General features: G+C 70.7%; 18 protein-coding genes and 1 pseudogene. 4 read left to right on the top strand and 15 right to left on the bottom strand.

All coding sequences use genetic code 11. The annotated features are described in order from the left end of the window. Positions 1-47 precede the first annotated feature (47 nt). The 7 genes from ACWGJ2_RS19980 to ACWGJ2_RS19950 form a co-directional block, all read right to left on the bottom strand. Positions 48-1,040: an NAD(P)H-dependent flavin oxidoreductase gene (locus tag ACWGJ2_RS19980; RefSeq protein WP_453347463.1), complete on the bottom strand. Its 993-nt coding sequence runs from the start codon at positions 1,038-1,040 to the stop codon at positions 48-50. Beyond that, complete coding sequence (locus tag ACWGJ2_RS19975) at positions 1,037-2,710, bottom strand: AMP-binding protein (protein WP_453347462.1); 1,674 nt, start codon at positions 2,708-2,710, stop codon at positions 1,037-1,039. The genes ACWGJ2_RS19980 and ACWGJ2_RS19975 overlap by 4 nt, the downstream gene beginning before the upstream one ends. After that, complete coding sequence (locus ACWGJ2_RS19970) at positions 2,710-3,477, bottom strand: enoyl-CoA hydratase/isomerase family protein (protein ID WP_453347461.1); 768 nt, start codon at positions 3,475-3,477, stop codon at positions 2,710-2,712. Before ACWGJ2_RS19970 ends, ACWGJ2_RS19975 begins: the two co-directional genes overlap by 1 nt. Positions 3,478-3,532: 55 nt before the next feature. Beyond that, positions 3,533-4,801 (bottom strand): CaiB/BaiF CoA transferase family protein, encoded by a 1,269-nt coding sequence (locus ACWGJ2_RS19965; protein ID WP_453347460.1) that lies wholly within the window; start codon positions 4,799-4,801, stop codon positions 3,533-3,535. Beyond that, a complete protein-coding gene (locus ACWGJ2_RS19960; protein WP_453347459.1) occupies positions 4,798-5,604 on the bottom strand; it encodes an enoyl-CoA hydratase/isomerase family protein in 807 nt (268 codons plus the stop codon). Before ACWGJ2_RS19960 ends, ACWGJ2_RS19965 begins: the two co-directional genes overlap by 4 nt. Positions 5,605-5,665: 61 nt before the next feature. Next, positions 5,666-6,592: a hydroxymethylglutaryl-CoA lyase gene (locus ACWGJ2_RS19955; protein ID WP_453347458.1), complete on the bottom strand. Its 927-nt coding sequence runs from the start codon at positions 6,590-6,592 to the stop codon at positions 5,666-5,668. 103 nt (positions 6,593-6,695) lie between these two features. After that, a complete protein-coding gene (locus tag ACWGJ2_RS19950; RefSeq protein ID WP_453347457.1) occupies positions 6,696-7,181 on the bottom strand; it encodes a MarR family winged helix-turn-helix transcriptional regulator in 486 nt (161 codons plus the stop codon). Between the two features lie 124 nt (positions 7,182-7,305). On the opposite strand from ACWGJ2_RS19950, the gene ACWGJ2_RS19945 reads away from it, so the two are divergent. Further along, entirely contained in the window at positions 7,306-8,700 is a 1,395-nt protein-coding gene (locus ACWGJ2_RS19945; RefSeq protein ID WP_453347456.1) for an MFS transporter, read from the top strand. Here ACWGJ2_RS19945 and ACWGJ2_RS19940 read toward each other — a convergent pair. The 7 genes from ACWGJ2_RS19940 to ACWGJ2_RS19910 form a co-directional block, all read right to left on the bottom strand. Next, on the bottom strand, positions 8,675-9,694 hold the full coding sequence (locus ACWGJ2_RS19940) for an SDR family NAD(P)-dependent oxidoreductase (protein WP_453347455.1): 1,020 nt from the start codon (positions 9,692-9,694) through the stop codon (positions 8,675-8,677). The two genes, ACWGJ2_RS19945 and ACWGJ2_RS19940, sit on opposite strands and share 26 nt — an antisense overlap. Positions 9,695-9,709: 15 nt before the next feature. Continuing rightward, the gene (locus tag ACWGJ2_RS19935) at positions 9,710-11,101 is read right to left on the bottom strand and encodes a protoporphyrinogen/coproporphyrinogen oxidase (protein ID WP_453347454.1); all 1,392 of its coding nucleotides are present in this window, start codon (positions 11,099-11,101) and stop codon (positions 9,710-9,712) included. Between the two features lie 23 nt (positions 11,102-11,124). Further along, positions 11,125-12,813, bottom strand: a complete 1,689-nt coding sequence (locus tag ACWGJ2_RS19930; protein ID WP_453347453.1) for an N-acyl-D-amino-acid deacylase family protein — start codon at positions 12,811-12,813, stop codon at positions 11,125-11,127. A gap of 46 nt (positions 12,814-12,859) precedes the next feature. After that, entirely contained in the window at positions 12,860-13,732 is an 873-nt protein-coding gene (locus tag ACWGJ2_RS19925; protein ID WP_453347452.1) for an SAM-dependent methyltransferase, read from the bottom strand. 4 nt (positions 13,733-13,736) lie between these two features. Further along, on the bottom strand, positions 13,737-14,390 hold the full coding sequence (locus ACWGJ2_RS19920; RefSeq protein WP_453347451.1) for a transmembrane-type terpene cyclase: 654 nt from the start codon (positions 14,388-14,390) through the stop codon (positions 13,737-13,739). A gap of 50 nt (positions 14,391-14,440) precedes the next feature. Continuing rightward, complete coding sequence (locus ACWGJ2_RS19915) at positions 14,441-15,808, bottom strand: radical SAM protein (protein WP_453347450.1); 1,368 nt, start codon at positions 15,806-15,808, stop codon at positions 14,441-14,443. 103 nt (positions 15,809-15,911) lie between these two features. Further along, on the bottom strand, positions 15,912-16,994 hold the full coding sequence (locus ACWGJ2_RS19910) for a polyprenyl synthetase family protein (RefSeq protein ID WP_453347449.1): 1,083 nt from the start codon (positions 16,992-16,994) through the stop codon (positions 15,912-15,914). 390 nt (positions 16,995-17,384) lie between these two features. Between ACWGJ2_RS19910 and ACWGJ2_RS19905 the strand changes: the two are divergent. From ACWGJ2_RS19905 to ACWGJ2_RS19895, 3 genes and pseudogenes are all read left to right on the top strand, one after another. Then, positions 17,385-17,525, top strand: a pseudogene (locus ACWGJ2_RS19905) (flavin reductase family protein); the annotation flags it as partial. Between the two features lie 105 nt (positions 17,526-17,630). Beyond that, positions 17,631-18,065, top strand: coding sequence for a hypothetical protein (locus tag ACWGJ2_RS19900; RefSeq protein ID WP_453347448.1), 435 nt, complete (start codon positions 17,631-17,633; stop codon positions 18,063-18,065). 341 nt (positions 18,066-18,406) lie between these two features. Continuing rightward, positions 18,407-18,889, top strand: a complete 483-nt coding sequence (locus ACWGJ2_RS19895) for a hypothetical protein (RefSeq protein ID WP_453347447.1) — start codon at positions 18,407-18,409, stop codon at positions 18,887-18,889. Positions 18,890-19,034: 145 nt separating this feature from the next. Here ACWGJ2_RS19895 and ACWGJ2_RS19890 read toward each other — a convergent pair whose 3' ends face one another. Further along, positions 19,035-19,484: an NUDIX hydrolase gene (locus tag ACWGJ2_RS19890; RefSeq protein ID WP_453347446.1), complete on the bottom strand. Its 450-nt coding sequence runs from the start codon at positions 19,482-19,484 to the stop codon at positions 19,035-19,037. Positions 19,485-19,495: the final 11 nt, after the last annotated feature.

The raw sequence follows: 19,495 nt of genomic DNA, 5'->3' as shown, positions 1-19,495 counted from the left end.
GACCCCGTAAAACACGCCCCGGCGGCACCGTCCGGGCCCGGCGCCTGCTACGCGGACGGGGTCTCCGACTTCGACTCCGGCTCGACGGGAAGGGGGAGACGGGCGACCGCGGCGCGGTACTCGGTGACGACGCGTTCGACGACGTCGGCCGCGGGGAGCACCGAGTCGACGAGACCGGCGGACTGCCCGGCCTCCACCTTGGCGTCGCGCACCCTGCCGTGCAGCGCTGCGTCCTTGAGAGTGACGGACCGGAACTCCTTCCGCCGCACGTCCAGTTCGGCCGCCGACTCCTCCAGACGCCCCATGCGTGCGGTGAAGTCGTTCGCCACGGCGCGGATGACGCCGAGGCCGTGTCCGACGGTGCGGGTGCCGTCCACCCCGGTGGCGAGGACCGCCGCCTTGTAGTCGGGGTGCACGGTGGCCTCCTCCGTCGCGAGGAAGCGGGTGCCGAACTGCGCCGCGCCCGCGCCCAGTGCCAGCATCGCGGCCAGTCCGGCGCCGTCCGCGATCCCGCCGGAGGCGATCACGGGGACCTCCGGGACGGCCGAGACCACGGCACGCACCAGGACCTGGGTGGTCACCATGGCGGGCGGCGGGTGCCCGCCCGCCTCCGCGCCGACGACCACAAGACCGTCGACCCCCGCTTCGGCTGCCTTGCGGGCGTGCTCGACACCGGCCACGACGTGCAGGCAGCGGGTGCCGACGTCGTGGAAGCGCTCCAGATAGCGGCGCGGCCCGCCCTGGGAGGCGATGACCACGGGCGGTCTGCGGGAGAGGAGCAGCTCGATGACGTCCTCGGCGCCCTGCCGGTAGAGCGGGAGGTTGACCGCCCAGGGGCGGTCGGTGCCCGCCGCCGTCTCGTCGAGCACGCGCGCGAGGTCGGCCAGCCGCATCGGTCCTGCGGCGACGACCCCGAGACCCCCGGCCCTGCTGACCGCGAGCGGCAGCGCCGAGCACGAGGACGCCCAGGACATGCCCGCCTGGACGACCGGCAGGTCGATGCCGAGCAGCCGGGTGACCGGTGTGGGGATGCGCGTCATGCGGGCACCTCGTCGTCCTGCCCCGCGAGCAGCGTGCGGGCGTGCTCGGCGAGCAGGTTCTTCCGCACCTTGGAGCTGGCGGTCATGCCGATGCCCTCGAACCCGTCGACGATCCGCAGATGGCGCGGCACCTTGAAGCCCGCCATCCGGGTGCGGGCCCACTCGATCAACTCGTCCTCGGTGACGCCGGGTTCGGTGCTGCCCGGCTCGGTGACGCCCGGTTCGGTGAGGACGACGAACGCGAAGGGGACCTCGACCAGCCGTTCGTCGGGGACGCCGACCACGACGGCCTGCCGCACCAGCGGATGCCGGTGCAGGGTGTCCTCCACGTCGGCCGGTGCGACGTTCTCGCCGCCGACCCGGATGATGTCCTTGGTGCGTCCCACGAAGTGCAGCCGCCCGGAGGTGTCGAGGGCGCCGACGTCGCCCGTGGCCAGCCAGCCGTCGGGGTCGATGGCGGCGGCGGTCGCCTCGGGCGCGTCGAGATAGCCCCGCATCACGTTCCAGCCGCGCACCAGGATGGAGCCCGGCTCGTCCGGGCCGCAGTCGCGGGTGTTGTCCAGGGCCCGGATGCGCACCTCGACGCCGGGCTCCACCCGCATCGCGCCGGAGGCGCGCACCTCGTCCTCCTCCCACCAGCAGGACTGCGCGACGTTGGGGGACGCCTCGGACAGCCCGTAGCCGGCGACGCACTCGGTGGCGCCCAGCTCGTCGATCACCCGCCGGATGACGGTGGGCGAGGCGGCGACCCACGCGCCCCGCAGACGCAGCGTGCGGTGTGCGCGGTCGGGGTGGTTGAGCAGCATCAGCGCGATGGTGTCGTTGCCGGAGAAGTGGGTGCAGCGCTCGGCCTCCAGCAGTCGCAGCGCCTCGGCCGGTTCAAACTTCGGCATCGTGACCAGTGTGGCGGCGTGCTGGAGGCACGCCAGGACGGACAGGGTGCTCCCGGCGACGTGGAAGAAGGGCCGCGCGCTGTGGAAGCGGTCCCCGGGGCGCAGGCCGAGCCGGGCGCCGGAGAAGAACGCGTCGGCGCACATGCCGCGCTGGGTGAGCAGCACGCCCTTGGGGCGGGAGGTCGTGCCGGAGGTGTACTGCACGAGGAGGATGTCATCGGGGGCACCTGTCGGCGGGGGAGCCGCACCGGTGCCTCCTTCGGCCAGGAACGCGGGCCACGGTGTCGCCCATCCGGGTGTGTCCTCGCCGAGCATGACGACGCGTTCCAGGCCGGGCAGGGCGGCACAGGCGACGGTGCCGTCCCCGCCGGTGGCCTCCGTGCCGACGCCGATCTCGTCCAGGACGGTGCGGAAGTCGACGCGGAGGACGCGGTCCGCGACGAACAGCGTGGAGACCTTCGCGTGGGCGAGGGTGTGTGCCACCTCGTCGGCGGTGCAGCGGGTGTTGACGGGGACGGTCACCGCGCCGACAGAGCCCAGGGCGAGGAACAGGGCGACCCAGCGGGGACCGTTGCCGAGGCAGAGGCCGACACGGTCGCCCCGGCCGATTCCGGCAGCGGAGAGCGCCGACCGGATCCGGGCCACCCCGGCGGCCAGCTCACCGTAGGTGACGCGTTCCTCGGCCGTGACCACGGCCTCCACGTCGGGCGCGAGGAACGCGGCGCGTTCCAGGGCCTCGTGCGGGGTGAGGGGGCATGTCGTCCTGCTGAGGTTCATCACTTCTCCACGTCGGTGGTGCGGGAGTCCTCGGAGCCGCGGCGCGCGAACCGGTCGACGCCGTCGCGCCAGCCGCCGTCGGCCAGGCACTGTTCGATCGCGGACATCTCGATCCTGATGCCCCGGTCGAGGTCGGTCTCGCCGCCGAGGTCGACGGCCCGCTTGGTCAGCGAGATGGCGAGCGGCGGTGCCTCCGCGATCCGCTCCGCGATCTCCGCGCCCGCGTCGGCCAGTCGCTCGTCGGGGACCACTCGGGAGACGACGCCCAGGCCGAGGGCTTCGGCGGCCGGCATGGGGCGTCCGGTGAAGAGGAGTTCCTTCGCGCGGCGCTTGCCGATCGCGCGCTGCAACCGCTGGGTGGCGCCGACCGTGCCCCAGTGCGGCTCAGGGAAGCGGAAGACGGTGCTCTCGGCGGCGACGGCGAAGTCGGCGGCCAGCGTGATCTCGCCGCCGGACCCCACGACCGCACCGTGCACGAGCGCGACGACCGGACGGCGGCACTGCTCGACGGCCTCGTAGGCGGCGAACGAGGCGAGCCGACGGCGGCGGACCCAGGCGGCGTCCTGCCCGGCCCGCTCCTTGAGGTCGGCCCCTGCGCAGAAGGCGGGGCCCCGCGCGGACAGGAGCACCACGCGGACGCCGTCGTCGGCGTCGATCTCCTCGAAGACCGACCTCAGCTCCCGGCACATGGGCAGGTCCACGGCGTTGCGGGCGCGCGGCCTGGCCAGTTCGACGTGGGCGATGCCGTCGGTCACCGTGTGACGCACACGCGGGTCCTGGGCATTCGCCGCTGTGGCGGCCGGCTCGCCGGTTCCGGTCACCTCAGATCACCCCCGTGGCCCGCAGGCCCTCGATCTCGGCGTCGTCGAGCCCGGCGAACTCCGCGAGCACGTCGTCGGTGTCGGCGCCCAGCAGCGGGGGAGTCCCGGCGGGCGCGGGCTCGCCGCCCGTCTCGCGCAGCGGAGTGCGCACGGCCTGGAAGGGGCCCTCGGCGGGGTGGTCGAAGCCGGTAACGACGCCCCGCTCCCGCGCGTGCGGGGCGGCCAGTGCCTCCCGTACGCCGCGGACCTCGCCCGCCGGGACGTCGGCGGCGTACAGCTCCTTGAGCAGCGCTTCGCGGTTCCGCGCCGCGATCGCCGTGCGCAGCGCGGTCATCACCCGCTCGCGGTGGGCGACGCGCCCCGCGTTGTGACGCAGAGAAGGGTCCTCGCCGAGTCCGTCGAGACCGAGCACGGAGCACAGCGGCCCCCAGTGCTGGTCGCTTCCGCTGATGTGCAGCCAGCCGCCGTCGGCGGCCTGGAAGGCGGCGGAGGGCACCCGCCCGGGGTGTTCGGTGCCGGTGCGCGACGGATCCTCGTCCAGCGCGAACAGCCGGGCCGCGTTGAGGGCCTGGAGACTGAGCTGGACGTCCATCATGGAGACGTCGAAGTGCCGCCCGTGCCCTGTGGCACCGCGTCCGGCGAGCCCGGTGAGCGCGGCGATCGCGACCCAGAGGCCTGAGGTCATGTCCGCGACGGGTATACCGGCCTTGCTGGGCGGCCCGTCCGGCTCCCCGGTCATCGCCATGACGCCGGACAGCGCCTGGAAGATGGTGTCGTAGCCCTTGCGCATGCGGTCGGGGCCGCTCTGCCCGAAGCCGGTGGCCGACACGTACACCAGGCCCGGGTTGTGCGCGGCGAGCTCGTCGTAGCCCAGGCCCAGCTTGTCCATGGCGCCCGGCAGGAAGTTCTCCACGACGACGTCGGCGCCGGCTGCGAGGCGGCGGGCGAGGTCCCGGCCTCGGGGGTTCTTGAGGTCCAGAGTGACGGAGCGCTTGCCTCGGTTGAACGCGAAGAAGTAGGCGCTCTCGCCCTGGGGCAGGCGGGGCTCGAAGCCGCGGGTCTCGTCGCCGCCGCTTGGCCGTTCCACCTTGATGACGGTGGCGCCCAGTTCGGCGAGGATCTGCGTGGCCATCGGCGCCGCGAGGACCCGCGAGAAGTCGAGGACGGTGACGCCCTCCAGCGGGGCGGGGGCGCTGGGCGAACCGGGTGTGCTGGACGGGCCGGGCGGGCTGGGCGTGCCGGGGGTGCCGGAGGCGCTGGCGGCGTTCACCGGCGGAACCCCCGCATCAGCGCGTTCACGTCCTGCCCGGCCCGCATCGCCGCCTCGGTCGGCAGATCCGCGACGCGGTAGAACAGCTCCTTGGCCGCACGGAGCGCGCGGGGCTCCACGGCAGCCCACCGCTCCGCGATCTCCAGCGCGGCCTCGACCACCTGATCCGGTTCGACGACGCGGTTGGCCAGGCCGTGTTCCGCCGCCTCCGCCGCTGACAGCAGCCGCCCCGTGCTCACCAGCTCGAAGGCCAGCTTGCGGCTGAACTGGCGCTGGAGCCCGGTCATGACGAGCGCCGGGACGATCGAGTGCCGCAGCTCCGGGTAGCCGAACTTCAGGTCCGTGCCCACGACGGTCATGTCGGCGCCCACGACGAGCCCGGCGCCGCCGCCCACCGCTGCACCGTGCGCCGCGGCGACGACCGGTGTGCCCATCCGCTGCATCCGCGTCTGGAGCCGGGCGGTGAGGGCCGCCCTCTCCAGGACGGCATCGGGCCGGCCGGGGGTGAGCGACGAGAACTCCGACAGATCGGCGCCCGAACAGAAGCCTCGCCCCGCGCCGGTGAGCACGACGGCGCGCACCTCGTCGTCCTCCTCCGCGGCGGTGAGCGCGTCGTCGAGGGCGCGGGTGAGGGCCGTGTCGAGGGCGTTGAGCTTGTCGGGGCGGTTGAGGGTGAGGACGCGGACGGGGCCTCGGTCCTCGACGCGCAGGACGCCTGCGTCCGTCGAGCCCGTTGAGCCCGTCGAATCCGTCGAGCCCGTTGAGCCCGTGTCGGTCGGCTGTCCGCTGGTCGTGACGGTCACGGAGGGTTCTCCTCGGTCGGGCGGTACGCGGTGGGGGTGGGGGAGGGGGAGAGGCGGGGAGTCAGGCGGCGGAGCGCTGGAATCCGGCGCGCGCCACCATGCTGTGCAGCGGGCGGCCCAGCGCCTTCTCGCAGGCCGCGGACGCGGCGGCGAGCGCGTCCAGGTCGAGTCCGGTGTCCACGCCCATGGCCTCGAACAGGCTCACCAGGTCCTCGGTGCAGACGTTGCCGGTGAGCCCGGCGCCGTAGCCGATCTTCGACGGGTGGCCGCCGACGCCTCCGAGCGCACTGTCGAAGTGTCGGCAGCCCGCCTCCAGGGCCGCCACCGCGTTCGCGACGGCCGTCCCCCGGGTGTTGTGGAAGTGGGCGACGACCGGCAGCCCGGGGTGCTCGCGCTCCAGCCGGGTGAAGAGCCGGGTGACGTCTCCGGGGGTGGCGACGCCCGTGGTGTCGCCCAGCGTGACGGCGTCGGCGCCGAGCCCCACGAAGCGGGCGACGTCCTCGGCGACGCGGCCCGGATCGATCCGCCCCTCGAAGGGGCAGCCGAACGCGACGGAGACCACTCCGACGAGCCGGAACCGGCCGCCGGCCAGCGAGGTCATCTCCTCGACCCGCCGCCACTGCTCTTCCCGCGTGCTGCGCAGGTTCTTGCGCGTGTGGCTCTCGCTGGCCGAGACCAGCAGGCTCAATTCCTCCGCGCCCACGCCCAGTTCGAGGTCGGCCAGGGCCCGCTCGACGGCCCGCGGGTTGGGGCACGTCGCCTTGAACGCCACGCGCGGCCGGTGTGTGACACCGGCCAGTACCTCGCTCGCGTCGGCGAAGGCGGGGACCCAGCGCGGATGGCTGTAGCTCGTCGCCTCGACGCGGCGGAAGCCCGCGTCGGCGAACATCTCCAGCAGGTCGATCTTCGTTGCGGTCGGCACGAACGCGGGCTCGTGCTGGAGCCCGTCCCGGGCGAAGCATTCGCAGATGGTGACCGTGTCGGTCATCGAGCCACCTCCCCTTCAGGATGACCCGATCAGAACTATCCCCCGCCTGTTGATGTTGTCAACACATGTGCGAGTCGACACCCGGTCCCTGCCCGGCCCCTGGCTAGTCCTTGTCGAAGTGCTCCCGCTCCTGGTGTTCCAGGGACAGTGCGAGGTCGGCGAGCTTGTCCAGGGCCCGGTCCAGGACGCGCGTCTCCTCCTCGGTGAGGGCGGCGGCGAAGGCCGCGTCCCGCTCGTTCGCGGCGCCGATCAGCCCCCGGTACACCTCGACCCCGGCCTCGGTGAGGGCCAGTTGGCGGCTGCGCCCCGTCCCCTCCGTACGGTTCACGAACCCCCGCTCGACCAGGCCGCGGACGACCCGGCTCATCTGCGCCTTGTCGAGACCCGCCCGTCGGGCAAGCCGGTTCAGCGTCAGCGTCGGATCGGCCGCGATGAGCGCGAGGGTGCGCCACTCGCCCAGGCTGACGTCGAACTCGCGGCGGTACCGGAGTGCCGCGCTGCGCGACAGCGCCGAGGACGTGCGCGACAGCCGGTAGGACAGCAGCTCGGAGATCGGCACGAGGTCTCGGCCATCCTCACGTTTCACCATGGGCGGCATGGTATCCCCGGCCTAGGCGGTGCCGTCCAAGGTGTTGACTTTATCAACTTAAGCGGCTGAGACTCGCAGCGCCCGCCGCCTCCGGCGAGACTGTTCAGCAAAGGAGCCGTACGTCGTGGCCGACCCGTCAACCTTCACCGAACCACCGGACTCCCCGAAGGACTCCCCGCAGGGCTCCTCACCGGGCACCCCCGGCACAGCCGAGGTCGACCGCGATGCGACCTACCGCACCATCGCCTGGCGTGTGATGCCGCTCCTGGTCATCTGCTACATCGTCAGCTTCATCGACCGCACCAACATCGGGATCGCCCAGCAGGGGCTCCAGCGCGACCTCGGGTTCGGCTCCGCGGTCTACGGCCTCGGCGTGACCCTCTTCTTCGTGGGCTTCATCCTCTTCGAGGTGCCGAGCAGCGCGCTGCTCGCCCGGATCGGCGCCCGGATGACGCTCGTGCGCATCATGGCGTCCTGGGGCGTCATCACCGTCGCCACCTCGCTGGTGCAGAACGAGATCACCTTCTACCTCGCCCGCTTCCTCCTCGGCATCGCGGAGGCCGGGTTCTTCCCAGGCGCCCTCTACTTCCTCTCGCTCTGGTTCCCCTCGGCCAGGCGCACCCGCATGACCGCCGTGTTCTTCGCGGGCGTCCCCGTCTCCGGCGTCCTCGGGTCCCTCATGTCCGGCGCCATCATGGACTCCTTCGGCGGCGTCGGCGGCCTCGCCGACTGGCAGTGGCTGTTCATCATCGAGGGCGTCCCGCCCGTCCTGCTCGCGGGCGCCGTCCTGCTGTGGCTCCTCGACGGCCCCGAACAGGCACGCTGGCTGATCCCCGCACAGCGCGCCGCCGTCCGCGCGGACCTCGAAGCGGACCAGCGGCGGAAGGGCACGGAAGGGGCGGCTGGCGAGACGGCCGGCAAGGGCCACGGCGGACTGCTCCTCGCGTTGCGCGACCCGAAGCTGTGGATCATCGGCCTCTGCGCCTGCGGCGCCTACACCCTCGCCAACGCCGTGTCGTTCTGGACCCCGCGGATCATCGCGGAGGCGGGCGTCGGCGACGTCCTCGACCTCGGCTTCTTCTCGGCCCTGCCGCCCCTGCTCGGCATCGTGGTCATGCTGATCGTCGGGCGGCACTCCGACCGCACCCTGGAACGCCGCTGGCACGCCGCACTGAGCTGGACCGTCGCGGCGCTCGCGATGCTGGCCCTCTCCTTCACCGCGGACGGCGTCACCGTCGTCGTGCCGCTCCTGGCGGTTCTCGCCGCCGCCCACTACTCGGGCCTCACCGTCTTCTACTCCATCCCCTCCATCTACCTGGGGGAGCGGGCCGCCGCCACCGGGATCGCGCTGGTGACCTCGATGGGCTCGTTCGCCGCTGCGGCGTCCCCGTCGCTGCTCGGCTTCATCCAGCACAGCACCGGCAGCCTCGCCCTCGGCCTCCAGATCAGCGCGGGGATCGTGCTGCTGGCGGTCGTCCTGCTGCTCGTCGGCGTCAAGGCGGAGGACCTGCGGGAGTGACGGCAGGGCCTCCCGGCCCGCCTGCCGGGTCCGGTGGCCGCTGCCGTCCGAGGAAGACTGCGGAGACCAGGGCGTTCCACTGCGAGGCGGGCAGCAGGCGCCGCGCGGCGACGGCGACGCGGGCGTGGGCAGGCACCAAGTAGCGGGCGTGCGGCCGTCGCACCGTCGCGGCATGGGCGAGCACCGCGACGACGGCGTCGGGCTCTTTGAGGATCCGCCTCAGCATTCCGGCGCGGAGCCTGGCGGGCGCGGCGCCGGTGGTGTCGCCGAGCACTCCCCTCACCAGTGCGCGGAACCCTTCCAAGGGGGCTTCGTAGGGGTCGGGGGCTCCGTGGGTATCGGGGGTGCCGGTGGGCGCGGGGCCGGTCGCGTGGCGGGTGATGTTGTGGTCGATGGCGGCTGCGAAGTTGGTCCGGGTCAGACCGGGTTCGACGAGCACCACCCGTACCCCGTGGCGGGCGACCTCCATGCGCAGGGTTTCGGTGAGTGCGGTCAGTGCGTGTTTGGAGGCGGTGTAGCCGCCCCACAGAGGGAAGACGCACCGGCCGCCGATCGACCCGACGTTGATGATGCGGCCCACGCCCGCTGACCGCATGCCAGGGAGCACCAGTTGGCTCAGGCGCAGGGCGCCGATGACGTTGGTCTCGAACTGCCGGCGGAGCCGGTCCGCCGTGAGGTGTTCGACGGGGCCGATCTCCGCGTAGCCGGCGTTGTTGACGAGCGTGCCGACCCGTCCGTGCGCCGCTTCCACGGCCGTCACGGCGTCGCGCATCGACGCCTCGTCGGTCACGTCGAGACGCAGCGGGCGGCAGTGGTGGTCGCGCAGCTCCTGGAGCGTCTCGGGGCGGCGCGCCGTCGCGTACACGGTGTGGCCAGCGCGCGCCAGCCGCAGCGCGGTCGCCCGGCCGATGCCGCTGGAGCAGCCGGTGACGAGGATGGGAGAAGGGGGAGAGACGGGAGATGGGGGAGCGGGAGGCGAGGAGGGTGCCTGCATGGCGGGCCTTCCTGGTCAGGGGCCGTGGGACCCGGGTCCGGGCCGGAGCCGGGCCAGGACGCGCCGGGCGGATTCTTCGCCGGACACGAGACTGCCGATGGTGGTGGAGTGGCCGAAGTGGTCTCCGCCCGCGAGCTGTACGTGGCCCGGAAGGGGGTGCGTCACGGCCGCGCGGGCCAGATGCCGGTAGTCGCCCGCCCCGCGCCGCACCACGCACGGGTCGATGCGGTCGACGTGGACGGCGACGCCGTGGGTGGCCGCTTCCGGCAGGACCCCGAGCTGTGCCATACCGGACAGCACATGGTCGGCGATCGTCTCGTCGTCGAGGTCCCAATAGCGTGCGCTGGACGCACCGCGCAGATAGGTCGTGATCATTCCCCGGCCCTGTGCGACCCGCGCCGGGGAGAGGTTGTGCGGCAGCAGGAAGCTCGCGATGTGCGGGCACTCGGTGCGGGAGGCGTGCAGCAGGACGGCCTTCTCGCGGGTGCGGCGTCCCAGGCAGAAGGTGACCTGGAGGAGCCTGGAGTACCGGGTGGCGCGGAAGAAGTCCTGCTGCGCGGGCGGGAGTTGCGGGAAGAGAGCGGGTAGGGAAGGCGGGGGTACGGCGAGTACGGCGGCCCGGGCGCGGTGGGTGTGCTCCTCCTCCCCGGGGTGCCGCCAGGTGAGGCGGACCTCCTCGGCGTGCTCCTCCACCGAGGTCACGTGCGCGTGATGGGTGACGGGAAGTTGCCGGGCGAGCCCCTGGGGGAGGAAGCCGCTGCCGTGGGCGGAGGTGAAGAGCCCGCGGGAGGAGAGCAGGAACGCCAGGTAGAGGAACGCGCCGAGCGCGGAGGTGTCTTCCGGTTCGCCGAGACAGAGCGTGGTGTTGAGGGGGTCCAGGAAGTGTTCGAGGGTCTGCGGGGCGAGCCCTCGGCGCAGGGCGTAGCGCGCGAGGGTGTCGAAGTCGTGGGGCGCGGCGGCGGACATGTCCGTGGGGTGCAGGGCCGGCCGGAGCCTGCGCAGGTCGGCGAGCAGTTTGGCCCGGTCGCTGAGCGGGAGGGACGACAGCAGCTCACCGGCCAGCAGCCGGACCGGGGTCCCGGTCCGGCTGTGGTGGACGGTTCCGTCGTGGGCCACCCCGATCAGGTCCGACGCGGGCAGGATCTCCGGGGCGAGTCCGGCGTCCAGGACGAGCCGCAGCATGCGGCGGTAGGAGCGGCCCAGCAGCGGAGCGCCCAGATCGATGCCGAAGCCCCCGCGTTCCTCCGTTGCCATGCGTCCGCCGACGCGCTGGGGAGGCGCGGCGTCGAAGACGCGCACGGCGCACCCGGCCTGCCGCAGGCGGAAGGCCGCGGTCAGCCCTGCGATGCCCGCACCCACGACCGCCACGGGTTCACCTGCCTGAGTGTCGGCCGTCATAGCCGTCATCGCTGACCACCTGCTCCGGCGGGCTACGCGCCGTGCCGCAGGAGCCGCCCGGGAGTCGCTCCGGTGCACTGGCCTTCGGCGAAGGTGACCTCGCCGTTGACGAGGATGTACCGGTAGCCCTCGGCGCGGCGCACCCGGCGCCAGTCGCCGCCCGGCAGATCGTGGGCGATCTCCTCGGGCAGCGAGCGCAGGTTCTCGTAGTCGTAGACGACGATGTCGGCGGGGGCGCCTTCGACGAGCGTGCCGCGGTCCTTGAAGCCCGCGACCCAGGCAGGGAAGGCCGACAGCTTCCAGTGCATCTCCTCCAGGGAGACCCACTGGTAGTCGCGGACGTAGGTCTCGATGTGCTCGGTGGGAAAACGGCCGGAGGTCAGCATCTTGCTGTGCGCGCCGCCGTCGGAGACCCCGGGGATCATCCAGGGGTGCTGGATGACTTCGCGCAGGAGGGAGGAGTCGGGCTCCAGCAGGTCGACCTTCCACTGCGTGCGCAGGCCCTCGGCCAGCGAGATGTCCAGGAGAACGTCGACGGGGTCGCTGCCGGTCCGCTCGGCGATCTCGGGCAGGAGCTGTCCTTCGTACTGCTTGTACTCGTCGAGTCCGGTGTGGATCAGAGTGACAAGGCGCAGCGGGAAGAGGACCACCTCTTCCTGTTTCAGTGCCTTGCGCACCGCGGGGTCCTCAAGCTTGGCCATGCGCTCGGGCGTGGTGCCGGTGAGTGCCTGCTGCCAGGCGGGGTTGGCGTCCCACAGATTCCACACATCGAGGGTGAACGGCATGCTCACGTCCGTCGTGGTGGCCTGGCAGTAGAGCGGGAGCCCGCGTTCGCGGCAACTGTCGAACCAGGCCATGGCCATGCGGTGCCGGTCGGGGTCGGCGCCGTCGACCACCAGCGTGTTCCAGAGGATCGGCCGGCCGCTGACCTGCGCCAGCTCCTCCATATGGGCGATGTCGGCCATCGGATCGTTGGAGACCATGGTCAGTTCGATGAACCCGGTGTTGCGCTCGGCCATCACCCGGCCCAGGGCCAGCGCCGTCTCGTCGCTCATCAGGTCGGAGGCGAAGGAGGTCCCGTCGTGGTCGCGATGCACACTGGAGTAGGAGTCCGGCGGACACCGCAGCGCCGACCAGCCGCAGGCGCCCGCCGCCAGGGCTTCGTCGAAGAGCCGGGCGATCTCGGCGTTCTCGTCCGCGGTGGCGTGCCGGGTCTTGGCCTCCTCCTCTCCCATGACGTAGTTCAGGAGCGGGTTGACGCCCATGTACGGAAGGACGTTCACCCCCTTCGGGGTGTCTTCGACGGCGTCGAGGAACCCGGGGAAGTCCTCCCACGTCCACGGCAGCGTCTGCTTCATGGAGTCGTAGGAGATCTGCTCGACGCGGGTCAGCGTCCGCATGGCCGCGTCCCGGGCGTCCGGGCGTACGGGTGCGAAGCCGTAGCCGCAGTTGCCGATGACCACGGACGTCACGCCGTGGTAGCCGGAGATGCTGCAATACGGGTCCCAGAAGAGCTGTGCGTCGTAGTGGGTGTGCAGGTCCACGAAGCCGGGGGCGACGATCAGCCCGTCGGCGTCCAGGACGCGTTCGGCGTCGGAGGCGGGCACCTTGCCGATGGCGGCGATCCTGCCGTCCTTGATGGCGACGTCGGCGCGCACGCGTGGGGTGCGCCGGCCGTCGATGACGGTGCCGTTCTTGATCAGGGTGTCGTAGCGGCTCATCTTCTCTCCTGTCGTCACTGCTCTGGCCTTGCTTGCTCTGCCGGTTTCACTGGCTGTCGCGGGTCTTCCGGGCGCGCCATGCGCCGACGAGGAACTCTCCGGAACGGCCGGCCCTGGCGGTGGACGTCGCGTGCCGCCACAGAGCGTCCGAGGCGCCGGTACGCGGCGCGGGAATGGTGGCGGCGGCGCGCTCGAACAGCTCCCAGTTGGGGGCCATGTCGCCCTCGTCGGCGAGGTCGTGGCACTCCTCGACGGTGAAGCCCGCGGCGGTCAGCTCCCGGGAGACCTCGCCGAGGGTCAGCACGGAGGGCAGCGCCGCGAAGGCGCATACGGGCTCGATGGACTCCTGGTACCGGGCCGCGCTCAGCCCGTCGGCGCACAGCCAGTCGCAGCCGCTGAACACCGCGCCGGGCTTGAGCACGCGGCCGGCCTCGGCGTAGACGGCCGGTTTGTCGGGTGCGTGGCAGATGGCGTCGAAAGAGAAGGCGCCGTCGAACGACGCGTCGGGGAAGGGCAGGTCCGTCATGTCGGCGACCTCGAATTCCGCCTGGCCGGAGAGCTGTTGCTCCGACGCCTTGGCGCGTGCGAGGCGGACCTGCATCGGCACGATGTTCACGCCGGTGACGTGCGCACCGGTGTGCCGGGCGATCGACAGGGCGGGGCCGCCGATACCGCAGCCCAGGTCGAGGAGCCGCATCCCCTGCCGGAACCCGGCCGCCGACGCCAGCTCGTGCTCCTGGGCGGCCAGGGCCTCCGCGAGGGAGGCGTGTCCCTTGAAGGGCGGCAGGTGGAAGGATTCCGCCCAGTTGTTGCGGTAGGCCGTCGTGGCGAATTCGTAGAAGGCGGGGAGCATGTCGCGGTATCGCGCACCGCGTGCTTCCCGGTCCTCGATGATTTCGCGGTACTGCCGCATTTCCATCGGCTCACACCTCACTGTGTCGTTGGGGCGACCGCCCGGTGGACTTGAGCCAGTGCAGGACAGCCGCATAGATTCCGTCGAGGACGAAGATGGCGATGCCCGCGTAGCCGATGAGCGCGTTGCCCGCATGATCCTCGTCGAAGAAGTAGTAGGCCACGCTTCCGACGGCCGTTCCGAGCCACTTGGTGTACGCGATGGCGAGGGACTGTCCCGCCAGTGAACGGCGGCCGATGGCCATGGAGATGAACAGCGCGGACATCATCAGCGTGTCGCCGAACCCGGTGTAGATGCTCGCCATGTCTCCCAGTTCCCTGGCCAGCAGCGGCATTCCGGTGAACGCGAGCAGCATTCCGGTGCCGAACAGCGCGTAGAAGCCGGACCGGGGAAGGCCGGGGAACTGGCGGGGTCCGTACCTCAGCACGGTCGCGGCGATGAACAGGTTCATCACGAACCAGATGGCGTCAGCGGTCTGCTGGACCGCTTCGTAGGGCCTGATGAAGGCGAACTGGAACTCCCAGGACAGGTTTCCGCACACGGCGACGAGCGGCATCCCGTACACCCGGTCACGGAATCCGTGGTGAATGATCAGCCCGTACACCACGATCCAGGAAATTCCGAGTACGGCGACACAGAACTGATAGGGCAGGGGCTGTTCCATGGGACCTCCCGATGGGCTCGGCTGAGTGGGCGCGGACGGAACCGTGGCGCTCAGCCGGTCTCGACGATCGGGAGGAGGGCGTGGCGGCCGTCCGCTGCGGCTGTGCTCGCCGTCAGCCGGTCCTGGTCCGAGGCCCCCTTGACCACGAGTTCGTAGTCGTCAGCGCGGGTGCGGCCGGGGACGTAGGGGCGCAGTTCGCAGTCCCACCGGTGTTCGCCGTCGAGGAATCGGAAGATTTTGTCGAGGACGGCGTTGTAGCCGTTCATCATGCAGGAGTTGCAGCTCAGTTTCGCGGGCCGCCCCAGGGCGCTGCCCACTCCCTGCTCGACCACGGTGCGGACGCCGTCCATCGTGGATTCCTCGTCCAGCGGGCCGATGTGGGATTCGCGTTTGAAATCGGAGTCCATGCCCGCCAGGCAGCATGCGGAGAAGTCGTTGCGCACGCCGAAGAAGATGTGCTGACGGCTGTGGTGACAGCCGTCGAGAACGGACTGGCCGGCGGTGAACTCCTTGTCGAAGTTCAGCACCGTGGGACGCGCGGTCAGTGTGGGAACCATGACCCCGAAATCGTCGTCGTGCATGCCCTCCACCGTCGCGAGATCGGCGACCATGCTCCGGAACTGCTCGGAGGTGAAACCTCCGGCCACGTTTCCATAGGTTTCCTGGCTGTACGAGACGAAGTCGCAGCCCAGCCGGCGCGTCTGCTCGGCGAACGGGACGATCTCGTCCCAGTTGTCCCGCTGAATGACGAAGTGCGCGCCGATCAGAGTCTCGCTGTCGGAACCGTCGCGTTCGGACACCAGATGACGGATGGCGTCGAGCCTTTCCTCCAGCCCGCTCGCGGCGTGCACTCGCTGGAAGGTCTCCTCGCGCACGGCATCGACACTGAACCGCACGGCCACGGCCGAATTCAGCAGGGCGCGACGGACACGTTCCACGCGGAGCTTCTTGCCCGCGGTGTAGACGCGGATGGCCAGCCCCAGTTCCGCCACTCCGTCCAGCAGATCTTCCACACCCGGCAGATTGAGGGGCTCTCCGGAACCGGACATCATGACGAGCCGGAAGGTGTCGGGATACCACTCGCGAAGCTGCGCCATGCGGCGCAGTGTCACGTCGGGATCGAGATGGAGCTGGAGCCCTTCGGCCTTTCGCTTCTCCATGGTGAAGCACATCGGGCAGGCGTCGGTGCACGAGTTGGTCATGTCGAGGCCCAGCGTGAACAGCGTATTGCCGCGGGTCTCCACGAGCCGGTCGACGAACCAGCGGGGGTTGTAGTCCAGGAAGGACAGAATGGAGCTGCCGACGGGGAGTTCCAGTACCTCGTCGTCGGACCCCCGGGTCAGGTGTACCGCGTCGTACCGCTGGAGCCACTGCCTCGGCAGAAACGGCTTGTCCCTCGGGGGCTGAATGTGTGTCATGAGTCTCCCCTTTCCTGTGGGCCTCTCCTGTGGGCCTTTCCTACGGGATGTTCCGTGCGGGGTATTTCGTGCGGAGGTCTCGGGTCCGCGTGCTCTTCGACGGTCATGCGCTGCGCCGGCAGGCCGCGGCGGCCAGCGACGCCAGATGACAGGCCGGGCCCGGAGCGGGCTTCACATGCCGCAGGTGTTCGAAGGCGTTCCGCAGGCATTCGGCGGTCTTGTTCCACGCCCAGTCCCGGCCACCGGCCTCTTCGACGAGCTGTGTCATCCGAGCCACGTCACCCGGCCCGGGCGGGTGCGGCGCGGCGTAGCGTTCACCGAGTTCGCGCCCCGCCGCGGTGCCGGACGCGAGCGCCGCCGCCACCGGAAGGGACAGCTTGCGCACCGCCAGATCGGCGCCGACGGCCTTGCCCGTCGTGGCCGGATCGCCCCAGAGCCCCAGGATGTCGTCCGTCACCTGGAAGGCGAGCCCCAGTTGCCTGCCGAAGGCACGAAAGTGCGCGGCACGCTCCTCATCGGCGCCTCCGGCGATCGCCCCCACCGCGCAGGCGCCTCCCATGAGCGCGCCGGTCTTGCCCAGCGCCGCCTCCACACACTGCTCCAGCCCGCTGTCGCCGTCGCGCTGAAGCACCAGTTCGCGCGCCTGACCCGTGGCCATCTCGTGCGCCGCGGCCGACAGATGCAGCACCGTCGGGACCACACGAGGAGCCGGAGTCTCGGCCAGCACCCGGAAGGCCAGCGTGAACAGGGCGTCCCCGGCCAGCGTGGCGTCGGCGCTGTCGAAGGCGCTCCACAGCGTGCGACGGCCGTGCCGGAACTGATCGCCGTCGATGATGTCGTCGTGCACGAGGGAGAAGTTGTGCAGCAGCTCGACGGCGACAGCGGCCGGACGCGCGCGTCCTGGGCGGCAGCCGACCGCCTCGGCGCTGGCGAAGACGAGCGCCGGCCGCACGCCCTTCCCGCGCCGCTCTTCCCCGCAGGACCGGCCCCGCACGTCCTTCCAGCCGAAGTGGTATTCGGCCATGTCCCGCAGCGGCGGGTCCAGTTGGCCGACCCACTCACGCAGGAGCGGAGTGGTGAGCGTGCGCGCCCGGTGCAGCAATTGGTGCGCGTTCTCCAGGGCGGTTCGCTGTGGGAGGGTGCCGTCCACGAGGTCCGTGCCCCGCGTAAAGGCATCAGCGGTCATGACATACCTCTCTCCGGGGCCGGGGAACACCGCACCGTGGGCTTCGCGGAAATGCGTAGGGAATGGGAGCCGACGAGTGATATCGGTGGACGGACATGTGAATCGGAGCGGCCTGGAGAGGCGCTTCCAGACACACCTCCCCGATAACGAACTGGTCAGGTCCGCATCGGCCCGTCTCCCACAGATAAGCGCGGAGTCCGATTCCCGGGGAAGGGGAGGCCGCGCCCCGACGGCGTGAACACCGTGAATTCTTGTGCGCATGTGCATTCACATGCGGGTGCGAGTGCAAGCGCGGGGCCGAAGCGGCCGGAGGAGAGGCGCGGGCACGCGCTCGGCCTCGTGGAACCCCGGTCGGCCCGCGCGACCGCCCCGCGGGGGATACTGGTGATCATGCGCGTTGATTTCGACCCCCAGGCCATGCCCACCCGGGACTTCTACAAGCTGCTGACCGCGACCGTCGTGCCCCGCCCCATCGCGTGGGTGTCCACCACGGCCGCGGACGGGACGGACAATCTGGCGCCTGCGAAGTTCTGACGAAGACGGTATCGGGCCACTGAACGTATCCGGGGGTCATCGGGTGTGGCAAGAGGGTGGTTGGTCCGGCGGAGGGGGCTGCCGTCTGCATCGGCTCTTTCGTTGGCGTGGGATCAGGTGATCATCCTGCGCTCGGCAGATGACCAGAGGGCGTGGCCCGCGCTGAGCGAGCGCATCGCGGCGGCCACGGCCCTCTATGGTGCGGGGGAACTCCTGCGGGGGACGGTCTTCCTCATCGCGGGCGCGCTGGACCAGATCGGCGCCGGCCGTCCCGGCGGCGAGCAGATAGCCGAGCGGCTCACCACTATCCTGATGGACAAGGTCGGCCAGTGGGAGGGGGGCGTGGAGCCGTCCGACCTCCCGATGGTGCGCCAGGTCGTGAAGATCGCTTTCGAGGGACGCGACCCGGTGGCGTGGCGAGATGAGGCCGGGCCGGTCCCCGACAGCGAGTCGCGCGCGATGACGGTCGCACTCGTGCAGATCGCCGACTCGTGGACCAGGTCGACGGGGCGGGAGCGTGTGAGCGCGTCCTGCTGACCGGGCTCGGCGACGCACTCGGCTGACCCGGCTACGGCACCACAGCGCTGTACTGGCCCTTTGGATGAGGCGGCCTCCGCGGCAGTTTGCGTACACCCTGCTGGAACCGTTGACGTCAGCGGGACGCGCCGACGCGAACCGCTGGCACTCCGCACTGGTTTGGCGCGGATCGATCGTGGAGTCGACGAGATGTGGTCGATGCCCTTGCCATAGGCGCCTCCTTGCCCTTGATGTAGCCCTGGGTCATCATCCTGTCCACTCTGCGGGGAGAAGAAGAGATGCCGACTGGGGCCGATGGACAGCGGGACGAGAGACCAACTCCAGAAGGCCATCGGAGTGTCATGGGAGCTGCGTGGGTCGGAGCGGCTGGCGCCGTTGTCGCGGCGGTGATCTCAGCGGTCGTGACGTTGGCGGTCAGCGGCGGTGGTGATGGCGAGTCCACGAGTTCTACGCCGACCGGCCTGTCGGAGACTCGCTCGACATCGGCTACAGAACCGGCTGACAAGGCGCCGGGGCCTAGCTCCTCCGCATCGACGCCGGGAGCAGGAGAGCCTGACCTGAACGCTTCCCCCGACGAGGGCAGGATGGGTGACATCGTCGTCATATCCGGAACCGATTTTACCCCTGGCCAGAAGATCGCAATCCGATGGGATATACCATGGGGCACCTCTTTGGCCACTTTTCGCGTCGGCGACGACGGAGAATTCAAGAAGGACGTGAAGATCCCGGATTCAACGTTCGGGGGTCCTGTCTGGATCTATGCCACGGACGAGAACGAAAATAAGGAAGTGATCACGAGTGTGACCTTCATCTTCCGGGGCTGACCTGTGCGGATGACTCTGAGGAAGAGGGCACCTGTGCATTACTGCTGTCACAATGATCAGTCCCTTTTCGCCGCGCGGAGTGTCAAGAGCGCTGGATCTGTTACACCCTCTTGCGGGGCGGTCCCGTCGCCTTTGTCTTCGGCCGTCAGTCCTGCGTGTCTGTCCAGCCGTGTACGGAGAACGGTTCTCCCCTGAGGTAGTGGGCGATGCCCAGGGCGTTGTAGGGGACGGTGTGGTGCGGCAGGTGGTCGGGGAGGTGCCAGCTCAGGCCCGTGCATTTGTGGGGCTCCATGTTGCGGGGCTCGCCTTCCCAGTGGGTGGTCGTGAAGAACCAGCCGACGCGGGTCTCGCCCTCCGGGTTGCGGAAGTGCATGGCGTGGACGACGCGGAGAGCGCCGCGCTCGACGACGATGCCGATCTCCTCCCGCGCTTCGCGGCGGATGGCGTCGTAGATGTCCTCGCCGGGTTCGACCTTGCCGGAGGGGAGGTTGAGCATGCCGTCGGCGTAGCCGGTGCCCTGCCGTTCGGCGAGGCAGAGGGTGCTGTCGGTTCGTTGGAGGATGAGCATGACGTCGTTCACGGAACGCTGGGGCACTGGGGGTTCTC

This window comes from Streptomyces sp. NPDC054796, assembly GCF_053611545.1.
Note: the sequence above shows the minus strand (reverse complement) of the source record. Positions and strands in the feature narration are given on the sequence as shown.

Excerpts from the sequence above, each read along its gene's own strand:
- ACWGJ2_RS19980 (WP_453347463.1), bottom strand. The coding sequence starts at position 1,040 with ATGACGCGCATCCCCACACCGGTCACCCGGCTGCTCGGCATCGACCTG.
- ACWGJ2_RS19975 (WP_453347462.1), bottom strand. The coding sequence starts at position 2,710 with ATGAACCTCAGCAGGACGACATGCCCCCTCACCCCGCACGAGGCCCTG.
- ACWGJ2_RS19955 (WP_453347458.1), bottom strand. The coding sequence starts at position 6,592 with ATGACCGACACGGTCACCATCTGCGAATGCTTCGCCCGGGACGGGCTC.
- ACWGJ2_RS19950 (WP_453347457.1), bottom strand. The coding sequence starts at position 7,181 with ATGGTGAAACGTGAGGATGGCCGAGACCTCGTGCCGATCTCCGAGCTG.
- ACWGJ2_RS19940 (WP_453347455.1), bottom strand. The coding sequence starts at position 9,694 with ATGCAGGCACCCTCCTCGCCTCCCGCTCCCCCATCTCCCGTCTCTCCC.
- ACWGJ2_RS19935 (WP_453347454.1), bottom strand. The coding sequence starts at position 11,101 with ATGACGGCTATGACGGCCGACACTCAGGCAGGTGAACCCGTGGCGGTC.
- ACWGJ2_RS19930 (WP_453347453.1), bottom strand. The coding sequence starts at position 12,813 with ATGAGCCGCTACGACACCCTGATCAAGAACGGCACCGTCATCGACGGC.
- ACWGJ2_RS19925 (WP_453347452.1), bottom strand. The coding sequence starts at position 13,732 with ATGGAAATGCGGCAGTACCGCGAAATCATCGAGGACCGGGAAGCACGC.
- ACWGJ2_RS19920 (WP_453347451.1), bottom strand. The coding sequence starts at position 14,390 with ATGGAACAGCCCCTGCCCTATCAGTTCTGTGTCGCCGTACTCGGAATT.
- ACWGJ2_RS19915 (WP_453347450.1), bottom strand. The coding sequence starts at position 15,808 with ATGACACACATTCAGCCCCCGAGGGACAAGCCGTTTCTGCCGAGGCAG.
- ACWGJ2_RS19910 (WP_453347449.1), bottom strand. The coding sequence starts at position 16,994 with ATGACCGCTGATGCCTTTACGCGGGGCACGGACCTCGTGGACGGCACC.
- ACWGJ2_RS19895 (WP_453347447.1), top strand. The coding sequence starts at position 18,407 with ATGGGAGCTGCGTGGGTCGGAGCGGCTGGCGCCGTTGTCGCGGCGGTG.